The organism is Pantoea sp. CFCC18177 (assembly GCF_059412425.1).
In genome coordinates this window covers 18,266-44,336 of record NZ_JBNBPL010000026.1, presented here as the reverse complement: position 1 = coordinate 44,336, position 26,071 = coordinate 18,266, and the positions used below count along the sequence as shown (strand labels likewise).

Annotated in this window: 27 protein-coding genes and 1 other RNA gene; 18 read left to right on the top strand and 10 right to left on the bottom strand. The window is 53.2% G+C overall.

Annotated elements, in window-relative coordinates:
- Positions 1-277 precede the first annotated feature (277 nt).
- From clpP to ACPUC8_RS21220, 7 genes are all read left to right on the top strand, one after another.
- A complete protein-coding gene (gene clpP / locus ACPUC8_RS21250) occupies positions 278-901 on the top strand; it encodes an ATP-dependent Clp endopeptidase proteolytic subunit ClpP (protein ID WP_013508134.1) in 624 nt (207 codons plus the stop codon).
- Positions 902-1,028: 127 nt separating this feature from the next.
- Positions 1,029-2,300 (top strand): ATP-dependent protease ATP-binding subunit ClpX, encoded by a 1,272-nt coding sequence (gene clpX / locus ACPUC8_RS21245; RefSeq protein WP_039330061.1) that lies wholly within the window; start codon positions 1,029-1,031, stop codon positions 2,298-2,300.
- 187 nt (positions 2,301-2,487) lie between these two features.
- On the top strand, positions 2,488-4,842 hold the full coding sequence (gene lon, locus ACPUC8_RS21240; protein ID WP_039330062.1) for an endopeptidase La: 2,355 nt from the start codon (positions 2,488-2,490) through the stop codon (positions 4,840-4,842).
- A 213-nt stretch (positions 4,843-5,055) separates the two neighbouring features.
- Positions 5,056-5,328, top strand: a complete 273-nt coding sequence (gene hupB, locus ACPUC8_RS21235; protein WP_034828113.1) for a nucleoid-associated protein HU-beta — start codon at positions 5,056-5,058, stop codon at positions 5,326-5,328.
- Between the two features lie 237 nt (positions 5,329-5,565).
- Positions 5,566-7,434 (top strand): peptidylprolyl isomerase, encoded by a 1,869-nt coding sequence (gene ppiD, locus ACPUC8_RS21230; protein WP_494927265.1) that lies wholly within the window; start codon positions 5,566-5,568, stop codon positions 7,432-7,434.
- Positions 7,435-7,574: 140 nt separating this feature from the next.
- Complete coding sequence (locus ACPUC8_RS21225; RefSeq protein ID WP_039330065.1) at positions 7,575-7,898, top strand: ComEA family DNA-binding protein; 324 nt, start codon at positions 7,575-7,577, stop codon at positions 7,896-7,898.
- 101 nt (positions 7,899-7,999) lie between these two features.
- Complete coding sequence (locus tag ACPUC8_RS21220) at positions 8,000-8,404, top strand: acyl-CoA thioesterase (protein ID WP_039330066.1); 405 nt, start codon at positions 8,000-8,002, stop codon at positions 8,402-8,404.
- Between the two features lie 129 nt (positions 8,405-8,533).
- Here the strand turns inward: ACPUC8_RS21220 and queC are convergent, their stop codons facing one another.
- Both queC and ACPUC8_RS21210 read right to left on the bottom strand, forming a co-directional pair.
- A complete protein-coding gene (queC, locus tag ACPUC8_RS21215; protein ID WP_039330068.1) occupies positions 8,534-9,229 on the bottom strand; it encodes a 7-cyano-7-deazaguanine synthase QueC in 696 nt (231 codons plus the stop codon).
- A 26-nt stretch (positions 9,230-9,255) separates the two neighbouring features.
- Positions 9,256-10,971 carry an SgrR family transcriptional regulator gene (locus ACPUC8_RS21210; protein ID WP_058972248.1) on the bottom strand — a complete coding sequence of 572 codons (1,716 nt, stop codon included), beginning with the start codon at positions 10,969-10,971 and terminating at the stop codon, positions 9,256-9,258.
- A gap of 93 nt (positions 10,972-11,064) precedes the next feature.
- Between ACPUC8_RS21210 and cof the strand changes: the two genes are divergently transcribed.
- A complete protein-coding gene (gene cof / locus ACPUC8_RS21205; protein WP_039330071.1) occupies positions 11,065-11,886 on the top strand; it encodes an HMP-PP phosphatase in 822 nt (273 codons plus the stop codon).
- Between the two features lie 151 nt (positions 11,887-12,037).
- Here the strand turns inward: cof and ACPUC8_RS21200 are convergent, their stop codons facing one another.
- Entirely contained in the window at positions 12,038-13,078 is a 1,041-nt protein-coding gene (locus tag ACPUC8_RS21200; protein WP_494927264.1) for a PLP-dependent cysteine synthase family protein, read from the bottom strand.
- A gap of 116 nt (positions 13,079-13,194) precedes the next feature.
- Here ACPUC8_RS21200 and ACPUC8_RS21195 point away from each other — a divergent pair, with 116 nt between their 5' ends.
- The 5 genes from ACPUC8_RS21195 to amtB all read left to right on the top strand — a co-directional run bounded on the left by ACPUC8_RS21195 (position 13,195) and on the right by amtB (position 19,139).
- Entirely contained in the window at positions 13,195-13,656 is a 462-nt protein-coding gene (locus ACPUC8_RS21195) for an Lrp/AsnC family transcriptional regulator (protein ID WP_039330073.1), read from the top strand.
- 24 nt (positions 13,657-13,680) lie between these two features.
- Entirely contained in the window at positions 13,681-15,450 is a 1,770-nt protein-coding gene (locus ACPUC8_RS21190) for a SmdA family multidrug ABC transporter permease/ATP-binding protein (protein ID WP_039330074.1), read from the top strand.
- A complete protein-coding gene (locus tag ACPUC8_RS21185) occupies positions 15,443-17,218 on the top strand; it encodes a SmdB family multidrug efflux ABC transporter permease/ATP-binding protein (protein WP_039330076.1) in 1,776 nt (591 codons plus the stop codon). Before ACPUC8_RS21190 ends, ACPUC8_RS21185 begins: the two co-directional genes overlap by 8 nt.
- A gap of 259 nt (positions 17,219-17,477) precedes the next feature.
- On the top strand, positions 17,478-17,816 hold the full coding sequence (gene glnK / locus ACPUC8_RS21180; RefSeq protein ID WP_007886947.1) for a P-II family nitrogen regulator: 339 nt from the start codon (positions 17,478-17,480) through the stop codon (positions 17,814-17,816).
- 33 nt (positions 17,817-17,849) lie between these two features.
- Positions 17,850-19,139 (top strand): ammonium transporter AmtB, encoded by a 1,290-nt coding sequence (gene amtB, locus ACPUC8_RS21175; protein WP_039330081.1) that lies wholly within the window; start codon positions 17,850-17,852, stop codon positions 19,137-19,139.
- Between the two features lie 70 nt (positions 19,140-19,209).
- Here the strand turns inward: amtB and tesB are convergent, their stop codons facing one another.
- Positions 19,210-20,073 carry an acyl-CoA thioesterase II gene (gene tesB, locus ACPUC8_RS21170; RefSeq protein WP_039330082.1) on the bottom strand — a complete coding sequence of 288 codons (864 nt, stop codon included), beginning with the start codon at positions 20,071-20,073 and terminating at the stop codon, positions 19,210-19,212.
- A gap of 205 nt (positions 20,074-20,278) precedes the next feature.
- Here tesB and ACPUC8_RS21165 point away from each other — a divergent pair, with 205 nt between their 5' ends.
- Positions 20,279-20,836, top strand: coding sequence for a YbaY family lipoprotein (locus ACPUC8_RS21165; RefSeq protein ID WP_039330083.1), 558 nt, complete (start codon positions 20,279-20,281; stop codon positions 20,834-20,836).
- Positions 20,837-21,043: 207 nt separating this feature from the next.
- Here the strand turns inward: ACPUC8_RS21165 and ACPUC8_RS21160 are convergent, their stop codons facing one another.
- Entirely contained in the window at positions 21,044-21,355 is a 312-nt protein-coding gene (locus ACPUC8_RS21160) for an MGMT family protein (protein ID WP_039330084.1), read from the bottom strand.
- A gap of 177 nt (positions 21,356-21,532) precedes the next feature.
- On the opposite strand from ACPUC8_RS21160, the gene ffs reads away from it, so the two are divergent.
- Positions 21,533-21,629: signal recognition particle sRNA small type (gene ffs, locus ACPUC8_RS21155), an RNA gene on the top strand.
- A gap of 129 nt (positions 21,630-21,758) precedes the next feature.
- Here the strand turns inward: ffs and hha are convergent.
- The 3 genes from hha to ACPUC8_RS21140 form a co-directional block, all read right to left on the bottom strand.
- Positions 21,759-21,977: a hemolysin expression-modulating protein Hha gene (gene hha / locus ACPUC8_RS21150; protein ID WP_034828137.1), complete on the bottom strand. Its 219-nt coding sequence runs from the start codon at positions 21,975-21,977 to the stop codon at positions 21,759-21,761.
- 24 nt (positions 21,978-22,001) lie between these two features.
- Positions 22,002-22,379 (bottom strand): Hha toxicity modulator TomB, encoded by a 378-nt coding sequence (gene tomB, locus ACPUC8_RS21145; protein WP_021185827.1) that lies wholly within the window; start codon positions 22,377-22,379, stop codon positions 22,002-22,004.
- A 146-nt stretch (positions 22,380-22,525) separates the two neighbouring features.
- Positions 22,526-22,879, bottom strand: coding sequence for a hypothetical protein (locus ACPUC8_RS21140; protein WP_039330085.1), 354 nt, complete (start codon positions 22,877-22,879; stop codon positions 22,526-22,528).
- 341 nt (positions 22,880-23,220) lie between these two features.
- Here ACPUC8_RS21140 and ACPUC8_RS21135 point away from each other — a divergent pair, with 341 nt between their 5' ends.
- The 3 genes from ACPUC8_RS21135 to ACPUC8_RS21125 are packed head-to-tail and all read left to right on the top strand — an operon-like array spanning position 23,221 to position 25,613.
- The gene (locus tag ACPUC8_RS21135; protein ID WP_039330086.1) at positions 23,221-23,877 is read left to right on the top strand and encodes a metal ABC transporter ATP-binding protein; all 657 of its coding nucleotides are present in this window, start codon (positions 23,221-23,223) and stop codon (positions 23,875-23,877) included.
- Positions 23,874-24,713: a metal ABC transporter permease gene (locus ACPUC8_RS21130; RefSeq protein WP_039330087.1), complete on the top strand. Its 840-nt coding sequence runs from the start codon at positions 23,874-23,876 to the stop codon at positions 24,711-24,713. Before ACPUC8_RS21135 ends, ACPUC8_RS21130 begins: the two co-directional genes overlap by 4 nt.
- Before the next feature lie 21 nt (positions 24,714-24,734).
- Positions 24,735-25,613: a metal ABC transporter substrate-binding protein gene (locus ACPUC8_RS21125; RefSeq protein WP_494927263.1), complete on the top strand. Its 879-nt coding sequence runs from the start codon at positions 24,735-24,737 to the stop codon at positions 25,611-25,613.
- Positions 25,614-25,657: 44 nt separating this feature from the next.
- Here the strand turns inward: ACPUC8_RS21125 and ykgO are convergent, their stop codons facing one another.
- Both ykgO and ACPUC8_RS21115 read right to left on the bottom strand, forming a co-directional pair.
- A complete protein-coding gene (gene ykgO, locus ACPUC8_RS21120) occupies positions 25,658-25,798 on the bottom strand; it encodes a type B 50S ribosomal protein L36 (protein WP_008103894.1) in 141 nt (46 codons plus the stop codon).
- Between the two features lie 14 nt (positions 25,799-25,812).
- A complete protein-coding gene (locus ACPUC8_RS21115; protein ID WP_494927262.1) occupies positions 25,813-26,070 on the bottom strand; it encodes a type B 50S ribosomal protein L31 in 258 nt (85 codons plus the stop codon).
- Position 26,071 lies beyond the last annotated feature (1 nt).

Genomic DNA, 26,071 nt, shown 5'->3' with positions numbered 1-26,071 from the left:
TCTGGCGGAAACCCAGCAGATTTGTTCTCTATTTGCTTAATTAATCGGCAAATTGTTCGCTAAGCTCTTTTTCCGTATTAGCGAATGGGCAAAAGGTTGTTATGCTTGAAACAACTGGGCAGCATCCCCAGATAGAGGGAGCATGCATGAAAACAGTGAGACTGGCTGATTAACCGTCCTGTTATGTCGGAGTGAGGGGGCAGCGCATAGTTTTTCTGACGCGCCTCACGTAATATCGGTACAGAATGTTGCCAATGAAATTTATCAGGAGACGGTAATGTCATACAGTGGCGATCGTGAATTTACTGCACCGCACATGGCGCTGGTGCCAATGGTGGTCGAACAAACCTCGCGTGGCGAGCGTTCTTACGACATCTACTCCCGCCTACTCAAAGAGCGTGTGATCTTCCTGACCGGCCAGGTTGAGGATCATATGGCCAACCTGATCGTGGCGCAGATGCTGTTTCTGGAAGCTGAGAATCCTGAAAAAGACATTTATCTCTACATTAACTCCCCTGGCGGTGTGATCACTGCTGGGATGTCGATTTATGACACCATGAAATTCATCAAGCCGGACGTCAGCACCATCTGTATGGGTCAGGCTTGCTCGATGGGTGCGTTTCTGTTGACCGCAGGTACCAAGGGCAAACGCTTCTGTCTGCCTAATTCCCGCGTCATGATTCACCAGCCGCTGGGCGGCTATCAGGGCCAGGCGACGGATATTGAAATCCATGCGCGTGAAATTCTGAAAGTGAAACAGCGTATGAATGAGTTGATGGCTGAGCACACTGGCAAATCGCTGGAGCAGATCGAGCGCGACACTGAACGCGATCGTTTCCTCTCCGCCAGCGAAGCGGTAGAGTATGGCTTAGTCGATTCCATCCTGACGCATCGCCAATAAGACACATCTGCCTGGCCCTTACGCTATAGTTAACGGGGCAGGCAGGTGAGTTGAATGAATATCGGCCGTTGATGTGCGGCCAATGCCGTACACCAAATTGGGTCTGAGAACGAAAAGAGGTTAGCTGATGACAGATAAGCGCAAAGACGGTTCAGGTAAGTTGCTGTACTGCTCTTTCTGCGGCAAAAGCCAGCATGAAGTCCGTAAGCTGATTGCCGGGCCGTCAGTGTATATTTGCGACGAATGTGTTGATTTGTGTAATGACATCATTCGCGAAGAGATTAAAGAAGTCGCTCCGCACCGTGAACGCAGTGCGCTGCCAACGCCGCATGAGATCCGCCATCATCTTGACGATTATGTTATCGGCCAGGAAAAGGCGAAAAAAGTGCTGGCCGTGGCGGTGTACAACCACTACAAACGTCTGCGCAATGGCGACACCAGCAACGGTATCGAGCTGGGCAAAAGTAACATTCTGCTGATTGGTCCTACCGGTAGCGGTAAAACCTTGCTGGCTGAAACGCTGGCACGTTTGCTGGATGTGCCGTTCACCATGGCGGATGCCACCACACTGACCGAAGCCGGTTACGTGGGGGAAGATGTTGAGAACATCATCCAGAAATTGCTGCAAAAGTGCGATTACGATGTGCAGAAAGCACAGCGCGGTATTGTCTACATCGATGAGATTGACAAGATTTCTCGTAAGTCAGACAACCCATCGATCACCCGTGACGTATCAGGTGAAGGCGTACAGCAGGCACTGCTGAAGCTGATCGAGGGCACCGTGGCGGCGGTTCCACCACAAGGTGGACGTAAACACCCGCAACAGGAATTCCTGCAGGTTGATACCTCTAAAATCCTGTTTATCTGCGGTGGCGCTTTTGCAGGTCTCGACAAAGTGATTTCCCAGCGTGTCGAAACCGGCTCCGGCATTGGTTTTGGCGCAACGGTTAAAGGTAAGTCACAGAAAGCCAGCGAAGGCGAGTTGCTGTCGCAGGTTGAGCCAGAAGATCTGATCAAATTCGGTCTGATTCCTGAGTTCATTGGTCGTCTGCCTGTGGTGGCGACGTTGAGCGAACTGAGCGAAGAAGCCCTTATTCAGATCCTACGTGAACCGAAGAATGCGCTGACAAAACAGTACCAGGCACTTTTCAATCTGGAAGGTGTTGAGCTGGAGTTCCGCGACGAAGCGTTGACCGCTATCGCCAAGAAAGCGATGTCACGTAAAACCGGTGCGCGTGGTCTGCGTTCAATCGTTGAAGGCGCACTGCTGGAAACCATGTACGACTTGCCATCAATGGAAGACGTCGAAAAAGTGGTGATTGATGAGTCAGTGATTGACGGTCAATCTGAGCCGATGCTGATTTACGGTAAGCATGAAGCCCAGGCTTCTGGCGAATAAATAAGCAATTGCACCATGTGGTTATCTTAAAAAGGGGAAAATGTTTTCCCCTTTTGTTTTTCTCTCACCCGTGACATTGAATGTCGACCAAGCATCCCCATATACTCAATATCCTGTGGGTTTAACTGCAAAACCTCTATTGCGCGGTACCCATCACCTGGCGGACATTAAACTAAGAGAGAGCTCTATGAATCCTGAGCGTTCTGAACGCATTGAAATCCCCGTGTTGCCATTGCGCGACGTGGTGGTTTATCCGCACATGGTAATTCCGTTGTTCGTTGGTCGGGAAAAATCGATTCGTTGCCTTGAAGCGGCGATGGATCATGACAAGAAGATCATGCTGGTTGCCCAGAAAGAGGCTTCAACGGATGAACCTGGTATTAACGATCTCTTCTCAGTAGGGACCGTCGCTTCTGTATTGCAGATGCTGAAGCTGCCTGATGGCACGGTTAAAGTACTGGTTGAGGGCCTGCAACGCGCACATATCACCACACTGGCTGATAATGGCGACCACTTTGTTGCTCAAGCCGAATACCTGATTTCGCCTGAAATCGAAGAGCGCGAGCAGGAAGTGCTGGTGCGCACGGCGATCAATCAGTTTGAAGGCTACATCAAGCTCAATAAAAAAATTCCCCCTGAGGTTCTGACTTCACTCAACAGCATCGACGATGCGGCGCGTCTCGCCGACACCGTAGCAGCGCATATGCCGCTGAAGCTGGCGGATAAACAGTCCGTGCTGGAGATGTCCGACGTGAATGAGCGTCTGGAATATCTGATGGCGATGATGGAATCAGAAATCGATCTGCTGCAGGTTGAGAAACGCATTCGCAACCGCGTGAAAAAGCAGATGGAAAAAAGCCAGCGCGAGTACTACCTGAATGAGCAAATGAAAGCCATTCAGAAAGAGCTGGGCGAAATGGATGATGCGCCGGATGAATACGAAGCGCTGAAACGTAAAATTGATGCGGCAAAAATGCCGACCGAAGCGCGCGAGAAAGCCGAAGCTGAACTGCAAAAGCTGAAAATGATGTCGCCGATGTCTGCAGAAGCCACGGTGGTGCGCGGCTACATCGACTGGATGGTTCAGGTGCCGTGGGTGGCGCGCAGCAAAGTGAAAAAAGATCTGCTGAAAGCGCAAGAAACGCTGGATACCGACCATTACGGTCTGGAACGCGTGAAAGATCGCATTCTTGAGTATCTTGCGGTTCAGAGTCGCGTCAGCAAAATCAAAGGGCCGATTTTGTGCCTCGTCGGACCGCCAGGCGTGGGTAAAACCTCTCTGGGTCAGTCGATTGCGAAAGCAACCGGTCGTAAGTATGTGCGTATGGCGCTGGGTGGCGTGCGTGATGAAGCGGAAATTCGTGGACATCGTCGTACTTACATCGGTTCTATGCCGGGCAAACTGATCCAGAAAATGGCGAAAGTCGGGGTGAAGAACCCGCTGTTCCTGTTGGATGAAATCGATAAGATGTCCTCTGACATGCGTGGTGACCCGGCTTCAGCGCTGCTGGAAGTGCTGGATCCAGAACAGAACATTGCGTTCAACGATCACTATCTGGAAGTGGATTACGATCTTTCGGATGTGATGTTTGTGGCGACCTCAAACTCCATGAACATCCCGGCTCCGCTGCTGGACCGTATGGAAGTGATTCGTCTTTCTGGTTACACCGAAGATGAAAAACTGAACATCGCCAAACAGCATTTACTGCCGAAGCAAATTGAGCGTAATGCGCTGAAAGAGAAAGAGATCAGCGTTGACGATAGCGCCATCATCGGCATTATTCGCTATTACACCCGTGAAGCGGGCGTACGTAGCCTGGAACGTGAACTCTCCAAGCTGTGCCGTAAAGCGGTGAAAACACTGCTGATGGATAAATCCAAGAAAAGCATCAAAATCAACGGCGACAACCTCAAGGACTTCCTTGGCGTGCAGCGCTTTGATTATGGTCGCGCAGACAGTGAAAACCGCGTGGGTCAGGTGACTGGCCTGGCATGGACGGAAGTGGGCGGCGATCTGCTGACCATTGAAACCGCCTGTGTGCCAGGTAAAGGCAAGCTGACTTACACCGGCTCACTGGGTGAAGTGATGCAAGAGTCTATCCAGGCGGCGCTGACCGTGGTTCGCGCACGTGCGGATAAACTCGGTATCAACGGTGATTTCCATGAGAAACGTGACATCCACGTGCACGTGCCGGAAGGTGCGACGCCGAAGGATGGCCCAAGTGCGGGTATCGCGATGTGTACGGCGCTGGTCTCCTGCCTGACAGGTAACCCCGTGCGCTCCGATGTGGCGATGACCGGTGAAATCACCTTGCGTGGCCAGGTACTGCCGATTGGTGGCCTGAAAGAGAAGCTGTTGGCAGCGCATCGCGGCGGCATCAAAACTGTGCTGATCCCGGATGAAAACAAGCGCGATCTGGAAGAGATTCCACAGAACGTGATTGCGGATTTAACCATCCATCCGGTGAAGCGTATTGAAGAGGTGCTGAACCTGGCACTGGAAAATGCGCCTTACGGCATGCAGGTTGCGACGGCAAAATAGTGATTAACGGCAAAAACCGTTAAAAAGCGAAGCTGGCAGGCCAAATGGTGCTTGCCAGCTTTTTTTTGTGCCGCTACTTTAGGTGGCTGCTGGATCAACGATTAAGATGAATACCGTTGTCTCAGCACCACAGGCTTGATATAACTGGCTGCGCGTTCGCACCGGGCGGGAAGCGCGGGTGCGATGTGAATAATAAAAGAGGGGATGAATAGAGTGAATAAGTCACAGTTGATCGACAAAATTGCTGCAGACGCTGACATTTCTAAAGCAGCAGCGGGACGTGTGTTAGATGCATTCATGGGCTCAGTTTCTGACGCGCTGAAAGGCGGGGATGAAGTAGCACTGGTTGGTTTCGGTACTTTCTCTGTACGTGAGCGTGCTGCTCGTACAGGCCGTAACCCACAAACGGGTAAAGAGATCACCATCCCGGCTGGTAAAGTTCCGGGCTTCCGTGCAGGTAAAGCACTGAAAGACTCAGTCAATTAATGACCGCTGACACATCCATTGAAGCATTTTCTTCTATGGATTGAGGACGAAAAAGCCGTTCTCATGTAACATACGGGCACATCATTTTTGATGTGCCTTTTTTATTCTTGATGCGCGACGATAGCCTGAGGCTGTTGTCTCCGCATGGTTGCCAACTGCCAGCCTGAACAGCAGTTGCACGATGATGACATCGTGTTAAAGCTTTACATTCACACTACAGCGGAGTGTTGTCATACCATGATGGACAATTTACGCGCGGCGTCGAATCATGTCGTGCTCAAGATTATTCTGGGATTGATCATCCTGTCTTTCGTACTGACCGGGGTGGGCAACTACCTGATCGGCGGTGGCAGCGACTATGCCGCCAAAGTTAACGGTCATGAGATTAGCCGTGCCGAACTGGAACAGGCTTATAACAGCGAGCGTAACCGTCAGCAGCAGCAGCTGGGCGATCAATTCTCGCAGCTGGCCAGCAATGAAGGTTATATGCAGCAGATGCGCCAGCAGGCGTTATCTCAGCTTATTGATCAGGCGCTGCTCGATCAATACATCAAAGATCTGAAAATTGGCATTAGCGATGATCAAATCAAACAGGCGATCTTCAATCAGAAAGCCTTCCAGACCAACGGTAAGTTTGACAACGCCAAATACAACGCCCTGATCAACCAGATGGGCTTCAATGCCGATCAGTATGCGGAAGCGCTGCGCAAGCAGTTGGCGACCCAGCAGTTGATCAATGCCGTGGCCAATACCGATTTCATGCTGAAAGGCGAAACCAGCAAATTAGTTGATCTGGTGTCTCAGCAGCGTGATGTGCGCCAGGCGGTGATTGATGTTAACGCGTTGGCGGCGAAGCAGACGGTCAGCGATGACGAAATCAATCAATACTATCAGCAGCATCAGAACAGCTTTATGGCGCCTGAACAGTTCCGCGTCAGCTACATCAAAATGGATGCAGCCAGCATGCAGGAACCGGTCAGCGATGCTGAGATCCAGAGCTGGTTTGATCAGCATAAAGCCGATTACTCCCAGCCGCAGCGCAACCGCTTTAGCGTAATTCAGACCAAAACTGAAGCTGATGCTAACGCGGTATTGGAAGCGCTGAAAAAGGGTGAAGACTTCGCGACCCTGGCGAAAAGCAAATCGATTGACCCGATCTCAGCGCGTAAAGGCGGTGATATGGGTTGGCTGGAACCGAGCACGACGCCAGATGAGCTGAAAAATGCCAATCTGACGCAGAAGGGCCAACTGTCCGGCGTGATCAAATCCTCGGTCGGTTTCCTGGTGGTGCGTCTGGATGATATCCAGCCAGAACAAGTTAAACCGCTGGCGGAAATCCATGATGCTGTCGCTGATAAAGTGAAGCAGGAAAAAGCGGTTGATGCATTCTACAAGATGCAGCAAAAAGTCAGTGAAGCGGCCAGCAACGATAACGAATCCTTGGCGGGTGCAGCACAGGCTTCCGGTCTGAAAGTGGTGGAGACCGGCTGGATCACCAAAGACAACGTACCGGCTGAACTCGATTTTGATCCGGTTAAGCAGGCGATTTTCAATGGTGGTCTGGTAGGACAAAACGGTGCGCCGGGTAACAACTCTGACATCATCAGCGTTGATGGCGATCGCGCCTTCGTGTTGCGCCTTAGCGAGCACAAACCTGAAGCGGTGAAACCACTGGATCAGGTGAAAGCGCAGATTACCGACTCGCTGAAGCATGACAAAGCCACCCAGCAGGCAAAAGCACAGGCCGACAAACTGTTGGTTGATCTGAAAGCCGGTAAAGAAGATGCGCTGAAAGCGGCAGGTTTGACCCTGAGCGCCAGCAAAACCTTTGACCGTAATGCCCAGGATCCTGTTGCACAGTCAGCCTTTGATTTGCCACAACCCGCAGACAACAAACCGTCCTGGGGCGTGAGCGAAGATATGCAAGGCAACGTGGTGCTGGTTGCGCTGGATAAAGTCAGCCCGGGTAACATGCCGCAGCCGCAGATCGATCAGATGGTGCAGGGCGTGACGCAGAATAACGCACAGATTGCGTTCGAAGCGTTGCTGGAAAACCTGCGCAAAGACGCCAAGATTAAGTACGGCGCCGCTGCACAAAACCAGTAAGCCTCACAAAAAAAGTGAATCTACTGCAATAACACAAAGGCCGCTTCTGCGGCCTTTTCCATTTCTGATATTGCCCTTTTGAGCGTAAATGCTCGCTGTGACACTCTGCTGTGGCTGTCAAACACAAGGAGAAACACAGCATGGTAAAATCAACTTTTCGCGCTTTATGTGTCACGCTGGCACTCGGTGGCGCGCTCTATACCGGCGGATTAGCGGCGGCGGAAAGCCCCAGTGAGACGCAAGCGACCCAGGTCTCCACGCCGAAAGAAGGGCAGATCAGCATCAATCAAGCCACAGCTGAACAGCTTGCTGCTGGCATGAATGGCATCGGCCTGAAGAAGGCACAGGCCATCGTCGATTACCGTGAGCAGTACGGTCCCTTTACCTCCATTGAGCAACTCAAAGAGATACCCGGCATTGGCAACGCGTTGGTCGAGCGTAATGTCAGTCGGTTGAAATTGTGAGGCGGCTCGCGACTCTGAAGGATTGATAAGACCCTGCTTCAGGCTGTGCTATGCTCAACAGGTCATACCAGTTGTCATTCTCAGCCTGAACAGGAGCAATAATGCAAACCACAATTAAAGTGCGCGGCTATCATCTCGACGTATACCAGCATGTGAACAACGCGCGTTATCTGGAGTTTCTTGAAGAGGCGCGTTGGCAGTGGCTGGAAGATGTTGATGCTTTTCACTGGCTGATGGAGCAGAAACTGGCGTTTGTGGTGGTAAATATCAACATCAACTATCGTCGCCCAGCGGTTTTGGGCGATGTACTCAATATTGAAAGTGAAGTGTCACAACTGAACGGGAAAAGCGGCATCATTTCTCAGCGTGTGCTGCTAGCCAGCGATAACTCGGTGGTGGCTGACGCGGCGCTGACCTTTGTCTGCATCGATTTACGCACGCAGAAAGCGGTGCCGATGGAAGGCGAGTTGCGTGATCGGCTGGCGGCGCTGATGCTGGTCAGTTAAGTGGCTGGTGGTAACGCCGTCTGGGTGCGAGTTGTCAAAAAGGGCACACTGTCTGGAGCCTTGGCGCCCCACCATCCTTAGGGTACGCATTGAATTGATGCGCACCAGGATAATTCGGGCACCGATCTCTTAACGTAATCCGCTCTTCTGCTTCATCGCCGCCATCACTGCGGAAGCATTCGCCTGATAATCGGCTAAACCACGGGCGCGTAAATGACAGGCGGCGCATTCGCCACAGCCATCGCCCTTTACCCCATTGTAGCAGGTCAGGGTTTCTGCGCGCACCAACGGCAGCTGCTGCCAGTAATCCGCTAACGCCCAGGTCTCCGCCTTGTTCAACCACATCAGCGGGGTTTCAAAGCGAATATTACGCGCCATACCGAGGCTCACCGCATTGTTCAGCGCTTTGACAAATTCATCACGGCAATCAGGATAGCCAGAAAAATCCGTTTCACACACGCCGGTGATGACGGCTTCCGCTTCGACCTGATAGGCATAAATCGACGCCAGGGTCAGGAACAGAATATTGCGGCCCGGCACGAAGGTGCTCGGCAAACCGCTGGCGTTAGGATCGTAAGTGGGCACCGGGATGTTATCACGCGTCAGGCTGCTCACCGCCAGCTCGTTGAGTAAGGTAACATCCAGAACTTTGTGCGCGCGGGCGCCCAGCTTGTGCGCGAGTTCTGCCGCGACTTCAATCTCTTCGCGATGGCGTTGGCCATAATCGAAGGTGACACAGTGCACTTCATCGTACTGTTGCAGTGCCTGAATCAAACAGGTGGTGGAGTCTTGTCCGCCACTGAATACGACTACGGCTCGTTTCATTTTATTTTCCCCAAAAATCAGTGCGTCTATGGTACTGGCTCAGGCGCAGGCTGAACAGTACTGGCTGTCGCGGGAGGTGGAATCCAGGCGCGGGTGAAATCAAACCAGCCCAGCGTATTGAGTTGAATACCCTCTACGCCTGGCGGTGCAAATACCTGATAGCGGTAGTTAAACAGCGGCAGAAGATGTCCACCTCGCATTAGCTGTTGAAAAAGTTGATGGGTCAGCGCTGCGCGTGCTTCTGGACTCGGCTCATGGGCGATAGCGCTGAGGGGGGCCTGCAATACCGTTGCGCGCAGCGGAAGCCAGACCGGATCGTTCTCTAACCAGTTCACTAAAGTGAACAGCGGCGCATCGCCGATCAAACGGTCCCCCATCACCACATCCGCCTCGCTGAGATCAATATCGTCATGCCAGCTTTTAACATCATGAAAAACGCAGGTCAGAGTGCATCCCTGTTGCGCCAGGAGCGGGACCAGCGCTTGAGCCATCACATGTAACTCAATGGGGAGATGGTAATGCAGCGTCAGTTTTTCCGGTAGTGCGACGTGGCTCGCCTCTTCTAATGGCACGGGCCAGCCAGGCAATAACTCGTGGCTGGGGGTGATCAACCCTTCATCCAGAGGAAGTTGTTGAATCACACCGCTGATCTGGATTAAGGCAATCAGCGCTTTGGCCTGGGCAGCACTTAAGTGAGCGGAGATGCGTGGTGCCAGATAACAGAAGCCAAGGCTAATGCTGCGATCGACAGGACGCAGTGCATCCAGTTCGTCGGGATCGCCAATCGCAATCTGCACCGGATGACGGCAGCTGGTACCCAGGCCGTGCGCAAACAGCTGCGGGGTGATCCAGTATTCCACCACCTGAATCAGAGGGCGCTGCAGATGCCAGCGCGCGTGGCTCTCCAGCCGCACCAGATCGTCAGTGAAATGCGTCAGTTTCCAGGGGCCGCTCCCCACATCCACTGCGTCGGGATGTGGGAGCAGGCAGAATTGATGTGCTAACCGTTGTGGTAGCCAGTAGTCGCTCTGGTGCAACTGAATACGCAGTGCTAATGGATGCGGTGCCTCGATATGCTCGATGGAGGCCAGCAAGCGGCGACCCACCTCCGTTTGCCTGATCTGCTGCAATTGTGTGGCGAGTTGAGCTGCATGGATCGGTTCATCGTTATGCCAGCTGAGTTGTGGACGCAGCCAGAAATACCAATCGCGCCCGCTGTCGTCGTGCTGCCAGTGATGAGCGAGATCGCCTTCAACATCGTTACCTGCAAAACGGGTAAGCCCTGAAAAAATTTGCCGCAGAAGATGTTGCTCGGCCCGCCCAGTCAGGCTGAGTGGGCGCAGTGGCTCCATGGCACGATAGTAGGGAATACGCAGCACCGGCGCCTGGTTTTGCCATTGTCCGCCCATCAGAGGACGCAGCATTTTGACCAGCCGTTCAGGGTGAAGATCCAGTACCTGCAGGGCCTGTACCGCTTCCCCTGCTTCGAGCTGCTGGGCTAACAGTTGCTGACGCAGCTGTTCTGGCGAGACCAGAAATGACAGCTTGCCCTGTTTGCCGCGTCCCGCCTCGCCCTGCCAGCGTAACCAGCCCGCATCTTGCCACTGGCGCAGCAGGGTGCGCACATGGCGCTCGCTGCAAAAGCAGTGTTGTGCCATCGCAGTCACACTGAGCCGCTGTGGTTCGCCTTGGCTCAATTGCCACAGACGCTGGAATTGATTAACCCGATGAAGTTCGCGCATCAGTAAACCCGGAACAGTTTTCTAAAAGTATTCACTATTAGTTCCGTAATTACCAGGCGATAGTGGAACCCTTATTCAGACTGGAGAATCCGCATGGCCCGCCTCGCAGCATTTGATATGGATGGCACGTTGTTGCTGCCAACGCACCGGTTAGGTAAAGAAACGATCGACACCCTGCATACCCTGCATCAGCGTGATGTCACCATTGCTTTTGCTACTGGCCGTCATTTGATGGATGTGCAGGTTGTGCGTGAACAAATCACCTTGCCCGCCTGGCTAATCAGCGGCAACGGTACACGTATTCACGATCTGGATGGGCAACAATTATTTGGCTGCGATCTGCCGCCATCGTTGGCAGAAGAGGTGATTCACACCCACTGGCAAACGCCTGCCTCAATTCACATCTTTAACGATGAGGGCTGGTTTACCGATAAGCCGTTACCTTCTGTGAGAGCTGCGCACGTGATGAGTGGCTTCCACTATCAACTGCGTGATTTACGCCAGATGTCGGCGCATGAAGTCACCAAAGTTTGCTTTATCGCACCGCATGAGGAACTGCTGGCGCTAAAAGTGGAATTGCAGGATGCGCTGGGCGAGCGCGCGAATATCTGTTTCTCGGCGTGGGATTGCCTCGAAGTGCTGCCGCTGGATTGCCACAAAGGTGCCGCGCTGGCTCACTTGTGCCAGCATTTATCGCTGTCGATGGCGGATTGCATGGCGTTTGGTGATGCCATGAACGATCGTGAAATGCTGGAACGAGTGGGTAAAGGATTCATTATGGGCAATGCCATGAATCAGCTCAAAACATCATTGCCCCATTTACCGATTATTGGACATTGCGAGACACAGGCGGTGTCTCACTACTTAAATCACTGGATGACCACACCACACCTCGATTATTCCCCCGAATGCTGAGGTTTACAGTGAACCGGACAGGATGTCCGGTTTTTTATTATCCCCGTCATACTTCGAATTGCAGATGCGTTGGCTTCACTCGTTTACCCGAATCACTTACTTCAGTAAGCTCATCGGGATGCTCTCGTTTGCCGCCTTTCTGAAATCCGAATTATTTAGGGGATATTTCACGCAGCCACGGTTGAATGTCGCCCACGTTTTGTGCCACCCACTCTGGGTTGTAATAGGTATCCGGATAGCGCTCGCCGCTGTCACACAGCAGTGTCACCAGTGAACCCTGTTGGCCCTTATCCCGCATATGTTGCGCGACCTGCAGCATGCCCCAGAAATTGGTGCCTGTAGAGGCGCCAGGGCGACGCCCCAGAATTTTCTCCAGTTGCAGCATTGCCGCCACCGTTGCGCCATCGGGCACTTTTATCATCTCGTCGATCACATCGGGTAAAAATGAGGGTTCCACACGCGGGCGACCTATGCCCTCAATCAGGCTACCGCGGTCGCTGCGTAGAGCGCTGTCACGACTGTGCCAGTAGTCAAAAAATACCGAGTGTTCAGGATCAACCACCAGCAGACGCGTATCGTGGCCCTGATAACGGATGTAACGGCCCAGCGTTGCGGAGGTGCCGCCAGTGCCCGCGCTCATGATCACCGTATGCGGAACGGGGTGGGGCTCATGCGCCATCTGGCGAAAGATACTTTCTGCGATGTTATTGTTACCGCGCCAGTCTGTAGCGCGTTCCGCATAGGTGAACTGATCCATAAAGTGGCCGTTCAGCTCTCGCGCCAGACGTTCTGACTCGCTATACAACTGGCAAGGATCGGCCACGAAATGGCATTCACCGCCGTAAAAGCGGATCAGCTCAATTTTGCGCTTAGCGGTGCTGGCGGGCATCACGGCGATAAACGGCAAGCCCAACAGGCGGGCGAAATAGGCTTCTGACACCGCAGTGCTGCCGGATGAAGCCTCAATGATCGGGGTATTTTCCTTGATCCAGCCGTTAGCCAGGCCATACAAAAACAGCGAGCGTGCCAGGCGATGTTTCAGGCTGCCACTCGGATGAGTACTTTCATCTTTAAGATAGAAGCGAATGCCGGGATACGCTTCCAGCGTAAAGCGAATGAGATGAGTATCCGCAGAGCGTTGAAAATCGGCATTAATTTCATTGATGGCGTGGCGAACCCAAGGCGTTTGCATGTGACATTATCCAGAATAATTATTGTGCACAGTGTAAGGCACAGGCAGGAAAATTAGGTTGCTTTAATCGGGTTATAATGGCTCGATAAGAGAAAAATTTTCTCCCGGAGCGCCGAATGCTAGATAAAACTGACCGTACACTGCTGGCGATGTTGCAACAGGATTGTACGTTATCGCTGCAGTCGCTGGCAGATGCCGTGAATCTCACCACTACGCCGTGCTGGAAACGCCTGAAAAAGCTGGAAGATGATGGCATTATTCGTGCGCGCGTGGCATTGCTCGACGGCGAAAAAATTGGGCTGTCACTCACCGCGTTTATGTTTGTGAAGACGCAGCAGCACAGCAGCGAATGGTTTCATCAGTTTGTCGCCGTGGTTCAGCAAATGCCAGAGGTCATGGCGTTTTACCGTATGGCGGGAGAATACGATTACCTGTTGCGCATCCAGGTGGCTGATATGAAAAGCTATGATGCGTTTTATAAACGTCTGGTGAATGGCGTACCTGGCCTGATTGATGTGACCTCAAGCTTCGCCATGGAAGAGATAAAATATACCACCGCCTTGCCGGTAGCGCCCTGATCGGGCAGAGAAAGAGAGTTTCTTGTGCGATTATTTAGCCAGTTAAGTTGGTATTTTCTACGCGAGTGGCGGCGATATCTGGGTGCCGTCAGCTTGCTGATTGTCATTGCACTGCTGCAACTCTTACCACCGCATGTGGTAGGGGTGATTGTTGACGGCGTGACGCAACATACCTTAAGCAGCGGTAAAATTTTCATGTGGATCGGCGTGATGCTGGCCACTGCGGTTATTGTCTATCTGCTGCGCTATGTCTGGCGCGTGCTGCTGTTCGGCGCTTCTTATCAACTAGCAGTAGAACTGCGCGAAGACTTCTATCGCCAGTTAAGTCGCCAGCATCCAGCCTTCTATTTGCGCCACCGTACCGGCGATCTGATTGCTCGTGCCACTAACGATGTTGACCGCGTGGTATTCGCGGCAGGCGAGGGCGTGTTGACGCTAGTGGATTCGCTGGTGATGGGGCTGGTGGTGCTGGCGGTGATGAGCACGCAGATCAGCTGGGAGCTGACGCTGCTGGCGCTGATCCCGATGCCGATTATGGCGATAGCGATCCAGAAAGATGGATCGCGCCTGCATCAGCGTTTTAAAGTCGCGCAGGCAGCCTTCTCCAGCCTCAACGATCAAACTCAGGAAAGCCTCACCAGCATTCGCATGATCAAAGCCTTTGGTCTGGAAGATCATCAGTCGCAGCAGTTTGCTGATATTGCCAGCGACACCGGCAAGAAAAATCTGCATGTGGCGCGTGTTGATGCGCGCTTTGATCCGATCATCTATATCGCGGTGGGCTTCTCTAATCTGCTGGCTATCGCGGGCGGTGGATGGATGGTGTGGCATGGCAGCCTGACGCTGGGCCAGCTCACCAGTTTTGTGATGTATCTGGGGCTGATGATTTGGCCGATGCTGGCGCTGGCGTGGATGATCAATATTGTCGAGCGCGGGAGCGCCGCGTGGAGTCGTATCCGCGCACTGCTGGCGGAAGCCCCAGCGGTGGAAGACGGGCAAAAAGTCTTGCCCGCTGAACCGGGTGTGATGCAGGTCGCCATTCGTGAGTTTCGCTATCCCGCCAGTTCTGGCGCGGTGCTTAGCCACCTCAATTTCCAACTGAAGCCGGGACAAATGTTAGGGCTGTGTGGCCCAACCGGCTGCGGTAAAAGTACGCTGCTGAGCCTGATTCAGCGCCACTTTGATATCGACCAGGGCGATATTCGCTATCACAACCTGCCACTGAACCAGCTACGGCTCGACAGCTGGCGTAGCAAATTAGCGGTAGTGAGCCAGACACCGTTTCTGTTCTCCGATACGGTGGCGAACAATTTGGCACTGGGCCGACCTAATGCCACCCAGCAAGAGATCGAGTACGTGGCGCAGATGGCCTGTGTGCATGATGACATTCTGCGCCTGCCACAAGGTTACGACACCGAAGTCGGTGAGCGCGGAGTGATGCTCTCCGGCGGCCAAAAACAGCGTATTGCGATTGCGCGCGCGCTGCTGCTGAATGCCGAGATCCTGATTCTGGACGATGCACTCTCTGCCGTTGATGGCCGCACCGAGCATGAAATCTTGCATAACCTACGGCAGTGGGGCAAAGGCCGCACGTTGATTATCAGTGCGCACCGTTTGTCGGCACTGACCGAAGCCAGTGAGATTCTGGTGCTGCAGCAGGGCGCTGTTGCACAGCGTGGCGATCACGACAGCCTGGTGAGCAAAGAGGGCTGGTATCGCGATATGTACCGCTATCAGCAACTGGAAGCGGCACTGGATGAGGACGATGTGGCGGAGGGATCAAATCATGGCTAAATCACCTCGTTTGTGGCCAACGCTCAAACGCCTGTTGGCTTACGGCAAACCCTGGCGAAAATCCCTGTGGTTAGCGGTCGGCATGCTGTGGATTGCCGCTGCCGCCGAAGTCACCGGCCCGGTATTGGTGAGTTATTTCATTGATAATCTGGTGGCGAAACATCAGATGCCGTGGGCCATCGCCATTGGCTTGTTGGTGTGCTTTGTGTTGCTGCAACTGCTGGCGGCGGGCTTACACTATTTTCAGGCGCTGCTGTTTAACCGTGCCGCGATTGGCGTGGTGCAACAACTGCGCGTCGATGTGATGAACGCTGCACTGCGTCAGCCCTTAAGCGCCTTTGATACCCAACCAGTGGGGCAAATCATTTCCCGCGTCACCAACGATACCGAAGTGATCAAAGATCTCTACGTCACGGTGGTGGCAACTGTTTTACGCAGTGCCGCGTTAATTGGTGCAATGCTGGTGGCGATGTTCTCACTCGACTGGCGCATGGCGTTGGTAGCGATCGTGATCTTCCCGCTGGTGTTAACGGTGATGCTGATCTACCAGCGCTACAGTACGCCGATCGCGCGCCGGGTGCGCAGTTATCTCGCCGACATCAACAACGGCTTCAATGAAGTGATCAACGGCATGAGTGTGATCCAGCAGTTCCGCCAGCAGGCGCGCTTCGGCGAGCGCATGGGGGAGGCGAGCCGCTCGCACTATCTGGCGCGCATGGAAACGCTGCGTCTGGATGGCTTCCTGCTGCGTCCGCTGCTGAGCCTGTTTTCAGCGATGATCCTGTGTGGGTTGCTGATGCTGTTTAGCTTTGCCACGCCGGGCGTGTTTGAAGTTGGGGTGCTTTACGCCTTTATTACTTATCTTGGCCGCCTGAATGAACCTCTGATCGAGCTGACGACGCAGCAGTCGATGCTGCAGCAGGCGGTGGTGTCCGGTGAACGTATTTTTGAGCTGATGGATGCCGCACAACAAGGTTACGGTGCCGATAACCAGCCGCTGGCCTCAGGCCGTATCAAGCTGCACGATGTCAGCTTTGCCTACCGTGATGACCGCGATGTGCTGAGCCATATTAATCTGGACGTACCGGCGCGGGGCTTTATCGCCCTGGTCGGGCATACCGGTAGCGGTAAGAGTACCCTGGCGAATCTGTTAATGGGCTACTACCCGGTAACGCGCGGCAGTATTGAGCTGGATGGCCGCCCATTACCGCAACTCTCCCATGAGGCACTGCGGCAAAGTATCGCTATGGTGCAACAGGATCCGGTGGTTCTGGCTGATACGCTGTTGGCGAATGTACGTTTGGGACGCGATATTCCTGAAGAGCAGGTGTGGCAGGCGCTGGAAACCGTGCAGCTTGCCCCTTTAGCACGTGCAATGTCAGAGGGCATTCACACGCGCTTAGGGGAGCAGGGCAATAATTTGTCGGTGGGACAGAAACAGTTGCTGGCGCTGGCGCGCGTGCTGGTGTCGTTGCCACAGATTTTGATTCTGGATGAAGCCACCGCCAACATTGATTCCGGTACCGAGCAGGCGATTCAGCATGCTTTGCGTGCACTGCGTCAACACAGCACGCTGGTGGTGATTGCGCACCGTCTCTCCACCATTACCGAAGCGGATCAAATCCTGGTGCTGCATCGCGGCCAGGTTGCCGAGCGCGGTACGCATGCGCAATTGCTGGCACAACAAGGTCGTTATTGGCAGATGTATCAATTGCAACAAGCGGGTGATGAACTCGCGGCGAGCATCCCCGTACAAGCTGAAGGGTGATTTGCACCTTTTTTGCGCAGATTTATCAGATTGTTCTGTATTGATGCACTCCTTTGAGGCTGAAAGCACCAAAGGAGTGCAATATTGCAACACCTTTCTTAACCCCATCCTCCAGATTGAGCTACCCATCACATAACGAAGCGCTATCCAGCGCCTCTATGCCACTGACTTCCGCACTTTTTTCATTTATGGCACAGCGTTTGCTTATATCTCTGCGTGTCCGCGAGACTCACTCAATTTATTATCCGGAGGGGAACGTATGAAGCTGGTTACCGTGGTAATCAAACCATTTAAGCTGGAGGACGTGCGTGAAGCCTTATCCTCCATTGGCATTCAGGGATTGACTGTTACCGAAGTGAAGGGTTTTGGTCGCCAGAAAGGTCACGCAGAGCTTTACCGCGGTGCCGAGTACAGCGTGAACTTCCTGCCAAAAGTAAAAATTGATATCGCGATTGCGGACGATCAACTCGATGAAGTGGTGGATGTCATCAGCAAAGCCGCTTACACCGGCAAAATTGGCGACGGCAAAATCTTCGTCGCAGAACTGCAGCGCGTTATTCGTATTCGCACCGGCGAGACCGACGAAGCAGCACTGTAACTGGGGCTCTGAATTGTGATGGGATGGAAAGAAATGAATAAACTGATGACTAAGTTAGGCCTCACCAGCCTGGCACTGTTACCGTCTCTGGCCATGGCGGCAGCACCTGCCGTTGCGGACAAAGCGGATAACGCCTTTATGATGATCTGTACCGCACTGGTGCTGTTCATGTCGATTCCGGGCATTGCCCTGTTCTACGGCGGTTTAATTCGCGGTAAGAACGTACTTTCAATGCTGACTCAGGTCGCAGTGACTTTCTCACTGGTGTGCGTACTCTGGGTAATTTACGGTTATTCGCTGGCCTTCAGCGAAGGCAACGCCTTCTTCGGTAACTTCCAGTGGGCGATGTTGAAAAATATCGAGCTGAAAGCGGTGATGGGTAGCTTCTATCAGTATATCCACGTTGCGTTCCAGGCTTCATTCGCCTGTATTACCGTGGGCCTGATTGTGGGTGCACTGGCAGAACGTATTCGCTTCTCTGCGGTACTGATTTTCGTGGTGGTATGGCTGACGCTCTCTTATCTGCCAATCGCACACATGGTCTGGGCAGGCGGTCTGCTGGCTCAAGATGGTGCGCTGGACTTCGCAGGCGGTACCGTTGTACACATCAACGCCGCGGTAGCCGGTCTGGTGGGTGCTTACCTGGTGGGCAAACGTGCTGGCTTTGGTAAAGAAGCCTTCAAACCACACAACCTGCCAATGGTCTTCACCGGTACAGCGATTCTGTATGTTGGCTGGTTTGGTTTCAACGCCGGTTCAGCCTCTTCAGCGAACGAAATTGCTGCACTGGCCTTCCTGAATACCGTTGTAGCGACTGCAGGTGCGGTGCTGTCATGGGTGTTCGGTGAGTGGGCAATGCGTGGCAAGCCTTCTCTGCTGGGTGCGTGTTCTGGTTTCATCGCGGGTCTGGTTGCTATCACCCCAGCTTGTGGTTATGTCGGTGTTGGCGGCGCGCTGATTATCGGTCTGGCCGGTGGCCTGGCAGGTATCTGGGGCGTAACTACCCTGAAAAAATGGCTGCGTGTGGATGACCCATGCGATGTGTTCGGTGTACACGGTGTGTGCGGTATCCTGGGTTGTATCCTGACCGGTGTGTTCGCCTCCTCTTCACTGGGTGGTGTGGGCTACGCTGAAGGCGTGACCATGGGCCATCAGGTTTGGGTACAGCTGTTCAGCTGCGGCGTGACCATCGTCTGGTCTGGTGTGGTTGCCTTCATCGGCTTCAAACTGGCAGATATGATTGTTGGCCTGCGTGTTCCAGAAGATCAGGAACGTGAAGGTCTGGATGTGAACAGCCACGGCGAAAACGCTTACAACCAGTAAGTGCCGGGCTGCTGAAGAGCAGTGCGCTAAAACAATAAAAAGCATAAGGGGCGATAATATCGCCCCTTTTTTATGCCTCACGTTGGCGCATCACGCCCTCTTGCACCGTGGTAGCGACGAGGGTGCCATCCTGCGTATAGAACTCCCCTCGCACAAAACCGCGCGCACCGGATGCGGAGGTGCTCACCACGCTGTACAGCAGCCATTCTGAGAGGTCGAAGGGGCGATGGAACCACATAGAGTGGTCTATGGTCGCCACTTGCATATCCGGTTCCAGGAAGCCTTTGCCATGCGGTTGCAGCGCCACCGGCAGGAAGTTGAGATCGGAAGCATAACCCAGCACATATTGGTGAATGCGTTGATCACTCGGCATCTGACCATTGGCACGAACCCACACCTGACGCAGCGGCTCATCGACCCGGCCTTTTAACGGATTGTGAATTTGCACCGGACGAATATCCAGTGGGCGCTCAGCAAGAAACTTCTCTTTGAGTTTAAGCGGCAAATGTGCGGCAAGTTTTTGCGCCAGATCTTGCTCAGAAGGTAAGTTATCCGGTCCGGGCACTTGCGGCATGGTGTTTTGATGCTCAAATCCCTGCTCTGGTGCCTGGAATGAGGCGGTCATGTAGAAAATCGGGTGGCCATTCTGCACCGCGCTGACACGGCGCGCACTGAAGCTTTTGCCGTCACGCAGGGTTTCAACGTCATAGATGATGGCTTTCTGGCTGTCACCGGGGCGCAGGAAGTAGCTGTGGAACGAGTGGATGATGCGTTCTTCTGGCACGGTTTGTTTTGCCGCATACAGCGCCTGTCCGACGACCTGACCGCCAAACACCTGGCGTAGACCGAGGTCTTCACTTTGGCCGCGGAACAGACCCTCTTCGAGTTTTTCCAGATTTAGTAAGTTAAGCAGGTTGTGCAGTGCCTGGCTCATAGTCGATTCCTCAATATTCCCGATCGCGCCAGTTTGAAAGATCCGACCAGTTTCCGTCAATGATTTTGCCGTGATTTCAGCGGGCTGGCGGTGCATTTAGGCGCAATGCGGATTTTTGTGCCAGAATTAAGGTCAATCGGCGGTTGAAAAGCTACCCAACAAATTTAGCGCCGACAATCATAGTGTTCACAAGGAGACGACATCGATGAAACTCTGGCATGTTATTAGCGGCATTACCTTGGCTGCAGCAATCACGGGCTGTGCCGATCACAGTAAGCCAGTAGCGACCCCAACACTGGGCTCCGCCGTTGCGGGACAGCAGGCCGCCATTGCGCAGCCTAACGTTAGTGGTTCGGTGTATATTCGCCAACGTATTGCGCTGCCGCCGGATGCGGTGCTGACGGTGACGCTGTCTGATGCATCACTGGCTGACGCGCCATCGAAAGTGTTGGCACAGCATGTGGTGCGTACTGAGGGGAAACAGGCGCCATTCCAGTTCGTGCTGCCATTTAATCCGGCAGATATTCAGCCGAACGCACGCATTCTGCTGAGTGCGGCCATCGCCATTGACGGCAAGCTGGCATTTATCACGGACACCGTGAAGCCGGTGATTAATCAGGGCGGGACTAAAGCAGAGCTGTTGCTGGTGCCAGTGACCAATATGGCGATGCAGACGCAGCCTGGCGCGGCAACCACAGTGCCATCCACGTCGCCGACGCAGGTGGTGCCTTCAGCATCGGTGCCTGCGCCAACCAGTATGTAAAAACTGATGGGGACGTGAGAGTGTGCGGACAGGCAACACTGTTACGTAAAGACGCTGTCTCGTCCCTGATCGCTCGGCACACGCCATCCATGGCGTGTGACGCTTTACTCCACAGTGTTGCCTGCCCGCACTTCGAAAATTGTGCGCGCGGTAGAATCAATTTCGCAACGCCTGCGGACATGGGTGTCGCATATTTCACCGCTACGCTTAATACTTCCAACGATACTTACCCAGCTCGATTTCACCCGCATCGCTGACTTCAATGCCTTCGGCTTCTAATGCATCACGTTGACGGAACAAATCATCGCCCTGCAGGGAAATACGGCCGTAGCGATTAATCACCCGGAACCAGGGCAATTTGCTGCCCTTGGGCAAACGGCGGAGCACGCCTCCGACTTGTCGTGCGGCACGCGGGGAACCTGCCAATAGCGCGATATCCCCATAAGTCGCGACTTTGCCTTCAGGAATTGCGGCGATGATTTGCCAGACGCGTTCAGAAAAATTGCTTGTATCGCTCATGCGCATACCTGTTAAGCGAGGAAAGGCTGACTTTATCACGCACAAGGAGAGGGAAGCTGTAGTATTACTGCGCGGTTGTTCAAGAAAACAACGGTCACCCGGCCTGCGCTTGCAATTGCCGGGGGCTTACTTGATAATGCCTGCGCTCTCGAAATGAGGGCTCGTCAATGGGGGCCCTGTTGGTTCTCCCGCAACGCTAACTTGTGAACTCGGTCAGGTCCGGAAGGAAGCAGCCGCAGCAGGCGACGCGTGTGCCGGGATGTAGCTGGCAGGGCCTCCACCATTTCTACTCCCCAAAAAAATCCCAACAATTACAGCGCACAGCATCACGCTGGCACTCCTTTGCCTGGGGATCTCTTCCTGAATAAAACGAAAGCGTAATGTAACGAGTGGCAGTAAAGCGTTAGCGGACGAACTTCCAGACAGAGACCGGCACTTTATCGTAAAGCTTATTCATGGTCAGCTCGGCTAAACGATGATCGGCTGCTGAATAAAATACCGCGAGTTCATTGTCAGATAATTCGTACTTGTTTTTTTCGATCACCCGTTCGAGGGTGTCGATTGAGCGACAACGGCGAAGTCGCATCAAATAATCTGTTTTGGTTAAGGCTTGGTTGCTCATAAATAAACCGGTCTCACTCTGATGCTAAAAGGAATGGCTGGGTTGTTGGAGAAAAGCGCACTCTTCGGCAAACAGATTAAATAAGCGTCTTGCTGAACGTTGCCACCGTTGAAGATCCTGAGTATTGATTCCATAACTACTAAACAGCATAAAGGTATCGTCAAGATATTCATCGATTTGCGTAATCAGCGCTTCATCTTCAACGTGCTTAATTTTGTAATTCATCGTGAAAGACGCGATATGCTCAATCAAATCGTTGAGCTGTAAATTGCTCTCCGAAGTAGGATCATTAACCCAGCCGTGGTGGCTGTCGGTTAGGGTCGCCATACTTTCGTCAAACAGGTTCTCACACAGGAATTTAAGCTGGGCAATATCATGCCGTTTTGGTGAGTATTCGTCCATCTTTTTCCCCTCCAGAGCTTGCACAGTTACCGCAGCGCGGCGAGATTTGGAAAAGCTATCAGGAAGCGATCACGAATAAAATGAATTCAGCGACTCCTTAAATATAATCCACATTCATTAGTTTTGCTCACCTCAATTACCAAATATTACAATTCGTCGGCAGGCGAGGGGCGCGTATTGTCAATCACTGAAAACACCAGCGCGCCGGGCGCTATGTGGAACAAAACTTCTTCACGTTGGGTTGAGGTTTCTTTTAAATCCAGGCAAGGATTAAATAAATCCCACGAAAAATCGTAAAGCATTTTAAATCGATTCTGGTCGTGCGGTTGAATAGAAATAATCTTAAAACTGCCAGGAACTAATTGCGCATTTTGAGAATACCACTGTAAATCACCTGCCAGTGCTTCGGCTATTTTGAGAATATTCCCCTGGATAATAGCCTGTAACTTCTCGCAATCGTCCTCATCCACAGCAATATTACAATGAATAATAGACTGCATTCTGCATCCAGTAAAAAAGAAACATGATTCTATCATTGGGGTTCCGCGCCAACTTTGCAATACATCAATAAACAGAATACGCAATCGTTGCGATGGGTTTTTTCACTTAATCAATTCAGGGCCACGGATTAGCGCAGACAAGCAGGGGAATGGTTAACTTTTGAAACACTTTCGACCGGGCGTAGCGAGGGGGCGATCGGATATGATGTTTGTTATGTTATAACATTTTGGTTGTCACCCATGAATCACAGCGGACTACTCTTCTCGCTCGGCGGTCGCCTGATGGTCGCCTTACTGCTCATCGCCTTTTTAGCCTTAGCTATCTATTGGGGAATGCAAAAATGATGCATTTCAACCGATTGCAGGCTGGCTACCAAGGTCAGGCCGTGACGCCGGTGGTGACCGGCGAACTGGCAGCGGGCAGTATGACGGCGCTGGTGGGTGCCAATGGCACTGGAAAATCCACGCTATTAAAAACCATTGCGGGTCTGTTGCCGCCGGTTGCTGGCACCTGTGAAGTTCAGGTTCCGCGCAAAGCATTGGGTTGGTTGCCGCAGCGCAGCGAATTAGAAACGCGTTTTCCTCTCACCGTCTATGAGTTAGTGGCGATGGGCTGCTGGCCGCGCTGTGGTTGGTTCGGCGGCATCAACCGTGCTTTGCGCCTGGAAATCGATGCCGCGCTGGATGCGGTGATGATGCGTGAGTTTGCCGATGCTCAGCCCTCGACGCTTTCTGGCGGTCAGTTGCAGCGCGTACTGTTCGCCCGTTTGATGTTGCAGCAGAGCAAAGTCTGGCTGCTGGATGAGCCTTTTAATGGCATTGATACGCAGACCGTGGCGTTACTGATGTCCATCCTCGAACAGCAACAGAAACTCGGCACGACCTTGCTGGTGGTGCTGCACGACCGCCCATTAGTGGCGCGCCATTTTAACGATGTGTTGTCGCTCGACGATGCAACCTCCGCTCAAACTCCACTGCTGCGTAGGGTGGCTTCGTGACCTTGATTCAACCCTTTATCGAATTTGGTTTTATGCGCCGCGCCCTGGTGGCGTGTGTGGCCTTAGCGCTGAGCGCTACACCGCTCGGCGTTTTTCTGTCATTGCGTCGCATGAGTCTGGTGGGGGATGCGCTATCCCATGCGGTGTTACCTGGCGCGGCGATTGGCTACCTGGTGTCTGGATTATCGCTGGTGGCGATGGGCATCGGTGGATTGATTGCAGGCCTGGCGGTGGCGCTGCTCTCTGGCGCCGTCAGCCGCTATACCCCACTGAAAGAGGATGCCAGCTTCTCGGGCTTCTATCTCGGCTCGCTGGCCTTGGGCGTCACGCTGGTTTCGCTGCGCGGCTCAAGCGTCGATCTGCTGCACGTGCTGTTTGGTTCGCTGCTGGCGGTCGACAACGCGGCCATCTTATTGGTTGGAGGTATTGCGGCTTTCACCTTACTGATGCTGGCCGTGATTTTTCGTCCGCTGGTGATCGACGCCTTCGATCCTGATTTCCTGCGCGCGCAGGGCAAGTGGAGCGCGCCTGTGGTGCACGGCATCTTTCTGATGCTGGTGGTGCTCAATCTGGTGGCCGGTTTTCAGGTGCTCGGCACGCTGATGTCGGTGGGCTTGATGATGTTACCCGCAACCAGCGCCCGTTTCTGGAGCCGTCATCTGGCCTGCATGCTCGGTATCGCCATGCTGCTGGCGATGGTCGCCGCGCTGGTGGGACTGATCCTTTCCTGGCACTTCTCGCTGCCCGCCGGACCCGCGGTGGTGCTGAGTGCGGCCGTACTGTTTTTGCTTTCTGTTTTGACAGGACCATGTGGTGGCCTGCTGCGCCGCCGATAATCAAACTATAAGGGGATATGAATGAAAAAGTTAACGTTAAGTCTGGCCATTGGCACCCTGTTTATCAGCCCATTGACCATGGCGAAAACGGTCGATGTAGTGGCGAGTTTCACCGTGCTGGCAGATATCGTCAAGCAGGTGGGGGGTGAACATGTCAACGTGAAGTCACTGGTGGGCCCGAACGGCGACCCGCATACCTTTGAACCGACTCCGCAAGACAGCCAGGCGTTGTCTAAAGCTAACGTGGTGTTTGTCAGTGGCCTCGGCATGGAAGGCTGGATGGATCGTCTGATCAGCGCGTCAGGTTATAAAGGCACCATCGTCGTGGCATCAAACGGTGTGAACACGCGCAAAATGGAAGAAGACGGCAAAACCGTTACCGATCCTCACGCATGGAACAGCATGCAGAATGGCGTGATCTACGCGACCAACGTCATGAACGCACTGATTAAAGCCGACCCAGAAGATGCGGCTGATATCCGTAAAAGTGGTGAAAGCTATATTCAACAGTTGCAGAAGCTGGATAGCTGGGCGAAAAGCGAATTTGCTTCCGTACCTAAAAGCAAACGTAAAGTCCTGACCAGCCACGATGCCTTTGGATACTTTGGTCAGCGCTATGGCGTGAGCTTTATGGCACCGGTTGGTTTCTCAACGGAAGCAGAAGCCAGCGCCAGCGATGTGGCCTCCATCATCAAACAGTTGAAAGCAGAGCACATCAATACCTACTTCATGGAGAATCAGACTGACCCACGTCTGGTGAAACAGATTGCCAGCGAGACCGGTGCACAACCGGGTGGTGAGCTGTATCCAGAAGCGCTGTCCGAAGCGAATGGTCCAGCGGCAACGTATGTTGATGCGTTCAAACATAACGTGGAAACCATCGTAAAAAGCATGAAGTGAAAAAAAGGCCGGGGAGCATCCCGGCCAATTATCACGACACTTTCCTACCTTTTTTTCTTTCTTCCCTGAACCGCCTTAAAGCGCGGATTCGTTTTGCAGATCACGTAAATGCGGCCTTTACGACGCACGACTTTGCAATCTTTGTGACGAGTCTTGGCAGACCGTAATGAACTTAATACTTGCATGGATGTAACCCCGATTAATTGCTGCGCGTCAGGAAGCTACCAAAACGCTTATTGAAGCGTGCAGCGCTGCCCTCTTTGGTGAGATCTTTTTGCTTACCGGTGTAATGAACGTGCGACTTGGATGAGACATCCAGCGTCACGTAAGGCAGCACTTCACCTTCGAACTCAATGGTGCGTTCGGTTTTAATGGTGGAGCCGATTTTGAAGTACTCGTCTACCGAGGTGTCATGGAACACCACAGGGCGGTAAAGCGGATGGATATTCGGTTTCATA